6 protein-coding genes are annotated in these 7,404 nt (G+C 57.0%); 2 read left to right on the top strand and 4 right to left on the bottom strand.

The features are described from left to right. Nucleotides 1–3: 3 nt before the first annotated feature. A complete protein-coding gene (locus tag WG915_RS11215) occupies nt 4–900 on the top strand; it encodes an ABC transporter ATP-binding protein (protein WP_339565476.1) in 897 nt (298 codons plus the stop codon). A gap of 66 nt (nt 901–966) precedes the next feature. On the opposite strand, the gene hutI is transcribed toward WG915_RS11215, so the two are convergent. The 4 genes from hutI to WG915_RS11235 form a co-directional block, all read right to left on the bottom strand. Continuing rightward, nucleotides 967–2,142: an imidazolonepropionase gene (gene hutI, locus WG915_RS11220; RefSeq protein ID WP_339565470.1), complete on the bottom strand. Its 1,176-nt coding sequence runs from the start codon at nt 2,140–2,142 to the stop codon at nt 967–969. Between the two features lie 2 nt (nt 2,143–2,144). Further along, nucleotides 2,145–3,824, bottom strand: a complete 1,680-nt coding sequence (hutU, locus tag WG915_RS11225; protein WP_339565471.1) for a urocanate hydratase — start codon at nt 3,822–3,824, stop codon at nt 2,145–2,147. A 180-nt stretch (nt 3,825–4,004) separates the two neighbouring features. Next, a complete protein-coding gene (locus tag WG915_RS11230) occupies nt 4,005–5,384 on the bottom strand; it encodes a YjiH family protein (protein WP_339565472.1) in 1,380 nt (459 codons plus the stop codon). 108 nt (nt 5,385–5,492) lie between these two features. Continuing rightward, nucleotides 5,493–6,251, bottom strand: coding sequence for an IclR family transcriptional regulator (locus tag WG915_RS11235; protein ID WP_339565473.1), 759 nt, complete (start codon nt 6,249–6,251; stop codon nt 5,493–5,495). Nucleotides 6,252–6,288: 37 nt separating this feature from the next. Here WG915_RS11235 and hutG point away from each other — a divergent pair, with 37 nt between their 5' ends. Beyond that, on the top strand, nt 6,289–7,206 hold the full coding sequence (hutG, locus tag WG915_RS11240) for a formimidoylglutamase (RefSeq protein WP_339565474.1): 918 nt from the start codon (nt 6,289–6,291) through the stop codon (nt 7,204–7,206). Nucleotides 7,207–7,404 lie beyond the last annotated feature (198 nt).

The raw sequence follows: 7,404 nt of genomic DNA on the forward strand, positions 1-7,404 counted from the left end.
GACATGTCCGTGACGTTCCCGGATGGGACGGTGGGGCTGTCCGATATTTCGCTCGAGGTGGAGTCCGGCGAGTTCATCTGCCTGGTCGGCCCCTCCGGATCCGGCAAAACGACGCTCCTGCGCACCATCGCCGGCTTTGTTTCGCCTTCCTCCGGGGCGCTATCGATCGCCGGTGCTGCGATGGACGGCGTGCCACCGGAAAAACGCGGCCTCGGCATGGTGTTCCAGCAGCATGCGGTGTGGCCGCATATGAATGTGTTCGAGAACGTGGCCTATCCGCTACGCCGCGCTGGCACATTCAGCGTCGAGGCAGTCTCCGAGGCCCTGTCTCTAGTGGGGCTTGACGGGTTCGGGAAGCGCGCCCCGGCGAGCCTGTCCGGCGGTCAGCGGCAGCGCGTTGCCTTGGCCCGTGCGGTGGTGGCTAACCCGCGCGTGTTGCTTCTCGACGAAGCACTGTCCGCACTCGACGAGCCGTTGCGTGATGCTTTGCGACGAGACATCCTCGCATTAGCCCGGCGCCAGGGCCTCACCACGGTGCACGTCACTCATGACCGCTCGGAAGCATTGGCGCTGGCAGACAGGGTAGTGGTGCTTTCCGATGGCATTGTGCAGCAAGTTGGATCACCGCGTGAGATCTTGGTTAGTCCTGCTTCTGCCTTCGTGGCATCGTTCATGGGGGACGCCACTGTCCTTCCCTCTGGGGAAGCCGTGATGCCTGCGGATGTGGTTCTTTCTGATGCAGGCTCGCGTCGGGGCATCGTTCAATCCGTGCTGTTCGAGCGCACCGGGTACTCGATAACCGTGCTTTCCGAGGGGCTGACATTTAGGGCGTTCACATCAGAGCCGGTGGCTATCGGGGACGAGGTCGGATTGGAATTTCAGCGGGTGATGGGGTTTTAAGGGAGTCGAAACTGCGAATCTAGCAGTCCCGACTTCTACCGATCGAGGCGCTGTTGCCCGTTCCTGCTACACCAATATCCCTCCCACGTAGGTCTGGTAGGAAAGAGGCATCCCGGGCCGATATGCTAGGTCAACTGCCGTATGGGTATTCAGCACATGTAGGTCAGTTGCCGCGCCGACAACGAGTGTGCCTTTCGCAGGACGGCCATGACGATCTTGTCCGGTGCCAACATCTTCGCGATGCAAAGCCCGGGCTCCGCCATACGTGGCGGCGCGAATCGCTTCTTCGAGAGTCAGCTCCATCTGAAGAACGGCAGTGCCGACACAGAAGTTCATCGCGGAGGTGTAGGAAGTGCCGGGGTTGAGATTGGAGGCAAGAGCTAGTGTGCAACCCGCGTCGATAAGCCTGCGGGCCGGGGTTAGTGGGGCGCGGGTGGAAAGGTCACAGGCCGGAAGTGCGGTGGCGACAGTGTCGGAGGCCGCGAGAAGTTCGATGTCGGAATCGGTAACAAAATTCACGTGATCGACGCTGGCTGCGCCAACTTCAACGGCTAATGCTACGCCCGGACCGTGACCGATTTGGTTACCGTGAACACGGGGAATAAGCCCCCGAGAAACACCGGCACTAAGAACGCGTCGGGACTGCTCTTCGTCGAATGCGCCACGCTCGCAGAATACGTCGATCCATGTGCAGTGATCAGCGACAGCGTCAAGCATTTCGCCACAGACCAAGTCGACGTATTCGTCAGCGTCGGCTCCAGGAGGTACGAGGTGTGCTCCGAGGAAGGTGACATCTTCGAGTCTGGAGGCTGCGATCCGAGCGGCTTCAGCTTCGGACGCAACATCCAATCCGTACCCAGTTTTGGTCTCCACGGTGGTAGTGCCGCCCGCCCGGGCTGCGGCGATGCGCTCATCGAGCAATGAAATCAGGCGTGCATCACCGGCAGCGCGGGTTGCGTTCATAGTTACCGCAATGCCACCGGCTGCGTAGGATTCACCGGCCATGCGGGCTTCGAATTCGGCAGCGCGATCGCCATCGAAAATCATATGCGTGTGGGAATCCACCCAACCTGGTAGAACGGCGCGACCGCCGAGGTCCACCGCATTGTCTGCAGCTGGAGCCTCGGCGGCCGGTCCGATCCACTGAATGACGCCCCCATTTTCGACTAAGGCAGCATCTTCAAGCGTGCCCAGTTCAGAGACAGTACGGAGCTCAGAAATTCCAGTGAAAAGAGTGCTCAAGGTTAGTTCTCCCGGGAGTGGAATGGCATCGGGACGCGCACACCGCGCTCCCTAGCTACTTCATCAGCCCGATCGTAGCCAGCATCCACGTGGCGGATCACGCCCATGCCAGGATCATTGGTCAGCACTCGGGCGAGCTTCTCAGCGGCCAGATCAGTACCATCTGCAACGGATACCTGGCCAGCATGGATCGAACGCCCAATACCTACGCCACCACCGTGGTGAATGGACACCCACGTGGCACCTGAGGAGGTGGCGGTCAGAGCGTTGAGCAGTGGCCAGTCAGCAATGGCATCGGAACCGTCCAGCATCGATTCGGTCTCGCGGTAAGGGGAAGCCACCGAACCGGAGTCAAGGTGGTCACGGCCAATCACGATCGGTGCTGTCACCTTTCCCTCTCGCACGAGGTCATTAAAAAGCAGGCCGGCCTTGTGGCGCTCGTTGTAACCCAGCCAGCAAATACGTGCCGGTAGCCCCTCGAATTCCACGTACTCTTCGGCGGCGTCGAGCCAGCGATGCAGGTGCTCGTTTTCAGGGAATAGCTCCTTCAGAGCTTGGTCCGTTACGCGAATATCCTCCGGATCGCCGGACAGCGCAGCCCAGCGGAAAGGGCCGAGCCCTTCGCAGAACAGTGGGCGGATGTAAGCCGGCACGAAACCTGCAAACTCAAAGGCGCGGGCGTAGCCGGCTTTGCGGGCTTCATCGCGGATGGAGTTGCCGTAGTCAAAGACCTCAGCGCCCTCGTCCTGGAACTCAACCATGGCCTGGACCTGCGCTGCCATGGACTCCCGGGACTTTTTAGTGAAAGTCTCTGGGTCCTCTTCTGCTTCGGTGTTCCAGTTTTCGAAGGGCACTTCGGTGGGCAGGTATGACAGCGGATCGTGCGCCGAGGTTTGGTCGGTGACGATATCAATTTTGATGTCACCGGCCCGGTGGTGTTTAAGCAGCTCAGGGAAGATTTCCGCAGCATTGCCTTCGACACCGATGGACAGTGCACGGCCTTCTTCTTTGGCGGCGTTGGCGCGGGCAATGGCGTCGTCAAGGCTGTCTGCGACCTCATCTAGGTAGCGCTTTGCTTGTCGACGCTCCAAACGCTTCCGATCTACATCAGCAATGATGCACACACCGTGGTTCAACGTCACGGCGAGAGGTTGTGCGCCGCCCATACCGCCGCACCCGCCGGTGAGCGTGATGGTGCCCTGTAACGTGCCGTTGTACCTTTTGCGGCCGATGGCAGCGAAGGTTTCGAATGTGCCCTGCAAAATGCCCTGGGTGGCGATGTAGATCCACGATCCGGCGGTCATTTGTCCGTACATCATGAGACCCTCGGCCTCAAGTTTGCGGAATTCGGGCCAGTTTGCCCAGTCTCCCACCAGGTTTGAATTGGCAATGAGCACGCGAGGAGCCCAGGGATTAGTCTTCCAAATGCCTACTGGCTTACCGGATTGAATGAGGAGCGTCTCATCATCCTCCAAGTCCTTAAGCGAAGCCACGATGGCGTCGAAGGATTCCCAGTTTCGGGCTGCTTTGCCTGTACCGCCGTAAACAACGAGATCCTCTGGACGTTCTGCTACTTCCGGATCGAGGTTGTTCATCAGCATGCGCAGTGGCGCTTCAGTTTGCCAGGATTTTGCAGATATTTCGGTTCCACGTGGGGCTCGGACGGTGCGTGGCTCAGACATTGGCCAAGTCTCCTTGAATGTTAAGCACTGCCTGTGGCGGGATGATCCGGCGAACCGGGGCTGTCATCAAACCCTGCCACAGATAGTGGTGTAGGTCACTTGTAGATTTGAGTGTATGTAGCGATGTATCGCGAGAGAAGCAGAAAAACAATGCTTCTGTCTGGGATGCCAGACTCAGAGCTAAAGCAGCAGGTGTGCGATTGGGGCAGTCAGTAGGATGGTCAGCGCGACGCGCTCAAACCAAATCACCACCATTTGCCAGACCTTTACTGGGATTTCAGTGGCCAAAATGCAGGGCACCAGCGCGGAGAAAAAGATGATGGCGCTGACGGCAACAACAGCAATCACAAAACGCAATACCAATGAAGGCTGATCTGCTGCCAGGGTGGCGGGAAGGAGCATTTCCGCGATGCCTACGGCAGAGGCTTTTGCTGCCACCATAGGCTCGGGAATTCGGGCAGCCCAGGTGAAGGGATAAATGAGGTACCCGAGCCAGTCAAAAATTGGAGTGAATTTGGCCAATAGAAGGCCGCCAAGGCCTACGGACATGATCGACGGTGTGATTGCGGCAGCCATATTTGTGCCGTCCACAAAATTGATCCATACGGCCTTTGGTAGTGGTGGGGCTTCATCAAGCGTTTCGCGGGCTTCTCCCCATGCCGACGTGAATCGGCCTTTAGTAATCTTCTCCTCCGGCTGAGGGGCGGCATCTTTGTGGTAATCGTCTGGGAACAGGGAAAGCGGCGGGATACGGACGGTGATTGCCGTGACCACAAAGGTCACTATGAGGGAGACGAAGAAGAACTGGCCCCAATACTGCATAATGTCCAGGGTTTTGGCCACAATAACCATGAACGCTGCGGAGACGGTGGAAAATCCGGTGGCAATAATAGCAGCTTCGCGGGTGGTGTATTTACCCTCACGGTACACCCTGTCCGTGATAAGAATGCCGAGGGAGTAAGAGCCGACAAAGGATGCGACCGCATCGATTGCTGAGCGTCCCGGCGTGCGCCAAATTGGCCGCATGACCGGTTGCATGAGCACTCCTACAAATTCGAGGAGTCCATAGCAGACGATGAGGGCAAGAAACATCGAGCCGATGGGGACAATCAGGCCCACCGGGGTAGCAATCTTCTCAAATAGAAAAGGGACAAGGTCTTTTGCATTGAGAAATCCCTTTAGCGTGCCCGTCACGTACAGGGCGGACACGATCACTCCTGCGATGTTGGCAAAAGAGAAAACCATGGTGAGGGCGTCGTTACGCCACTTGCCCGTGACAAATTGGCGGATCATGCCGTAAGACATCAACGCGAGCAATACCCATGGGACGATCGATCCCGCGTAGGCTCGCAAAGCTGAGACGGCGTGGTCAACGATAATGGTATTATTCCCGCGCCAGGTGATGGGTACGAAGAAGACGAAAATACCGATCGCTGAATAGAGGAAAAACGGCCAAATCGGCTTGTGTTGGGCGTGGGTTCCGGAACGCAGAATGGAATGTTCAATTGCATTGGCATTTGGATGATGGTTTTGCACTTTGGCATGAGGCTGCGGGGACATGATTGTACGCTTTCGAAATATGCCGACGGGGTCGGCAAAACGGGAAAGTGGCAATATGCGCGACAGCCTGCGCATGGACTTATTCTATGTGACGCGCACCATATTTGTCTAGTCGGTGTGGCGTCCGTAAAGGGCAGTGGAAATTTGACCCGCCCGTTGTATGACCTCTGCGCGCACTTCTTGTATTTGGTCTTCATTCAATGAACCGATGCCAAAAGTTACTGCAAGCGCAGCCGCCGGTCGATCCAAATGGTCCAAGATGGGCGCCGCCGCAGTTTGCTGTCCGGGAGATACGATGCCGATTTCCTCCGCAAAGCCGTTCGCTCGAATCATTTCCAATTCTTCAGAGAGCTGGGCCCAGGTCGATCCAGTCGGACTCGCGAGAGTGAACGTGGCGCGGAGATCCTTTTCTGAAAGATAGGCCAATTGGCACTTTCCGCTCGCGGTGAGCAATGCAGGAAGGTGCACGCCAACATCGGTAACAAGGCTGACTGCTTGAGGGGCACGCTCCTCCAACAGATACAAAACTTGGGTCGTAGCCAGACAAGAAATGTGTACGCTGCCACCCACTGCATGAGCCAGCTGTTTCGAATGTCTTGCCCCCACTCGCACGAGTGGTTGTTGGCTCGCATACGCCCTGGTCATGGCGTAAGCCGCCAGCCCTAGCCCATAAGTTCGTTGCCCTGGTAAATGAACCACAAATCCGGATTCTTCCATGACTTTAAGTAGGTGGTACACAGTGGAGCGGGGCAGGTCTAGCTCCGACTGGATTCGGGATGCTGAAATTGGCGTATCGATGCTTGTGAGGAGAGATAGAATCCGCAGCGTGTTGCGTGCTGCCGGTACTTGGGAACTAGATGTTGCCACTGTACAGACTCCCATTCGTTGCTATCCTTTTGAAACCATGACTGTAAACATTGCTGCTTGGCAGGGACGCGTCGATGGTCCCGGGAAAGAACACGCTCGTTGGAATTCGAGAATACAACCCTTTAGTTTCGAGTCTGAACCGGGTGTTGCGTTGATCGGATTCGCGAGCGATGAGGGGGTGCGTCGCAATAAGGGGCGCGTGGGCTCAGCTCAGGCGCCTGACCAGATTCGTGGGACGCTGGCTGGGCTGGCGGTCCACCATGATCTGCCACTTTTCGATGCAGGTACCGTCGCTGTGGATGACGGTGACTTGGAAAAAGGCCACGAAGAGCTCGCAGGGCAAGTTGCATCGCTCATTGGCCAAGGGCATACCGCGATTGTGCTAGGGGGAGGACATGAAACTGCGTATGGTTCGCATTGCGGTTTGCGGTCCGCTGTCCCAGGATCAATGGGGATCATAAACCTTGATGCCCACTTTGACCTGCGTACCGCTGATTTGCCGACCTCGGGAACACCCTTCAAACAAATTGCGGATCGTTTCTCTCACGATTTCCACTACTCGGTGTTTGGCATTTCGAAACCGAACAACACCGTGGCACTGTTCCAAGAGGCGGATCGCTTGGGTGTCACTGTGGCATTAGATGAGGAGCTGTTAGCGTTGCCTCTCCAAGAATGCGCAAAATTGGTGACTCGTTCCGCTGCTGAAGTCGATCACGTGCATTTGTCCATTGATTTGGATGTTCTGCCAGCTGGGGTTATGCCCGGGGTCTCTGCACCTGCTGGTTTAGGTGTGGATCTGCCTCGTATTCGTGCCATGGCGATTGCTGCAGCACAGACCGGTAAGCTGCGGCTCGTGGATGTAGTCGAGCTGAACCCAAAGTTTGATGTCGATGGGCGATCGGCGAAACTAGCAGCCCGACTTATCGACGACATTGTGTCCACGCTGGCCTCGTAGCTTCGCGTCTCTGGCCCCGCTGCTTAGAGTTAATAGACAGTTGATATCGCGCTCAGTCGGGCGGATAAAACTGAAGTGCCCCAGGTTTTGTTCCGCTTGAGTGGATGGGAAAATCTGGAACATGCCTAAGAAGTTTGACCAGGATGCGAAGGACCGCGTGGTCCGTCTTGTTGAGGATCGCATTCTGGCGGAGAATCT

The organism is Corynebacterium sp. H128, from assembly GCF_037482625.1.
Taxonomy (GTDB): Bacteria; Actinomycetota; Actinomycetes; order Mycobacteriales; family Mycobacteriaceae; genus Corynebacterium.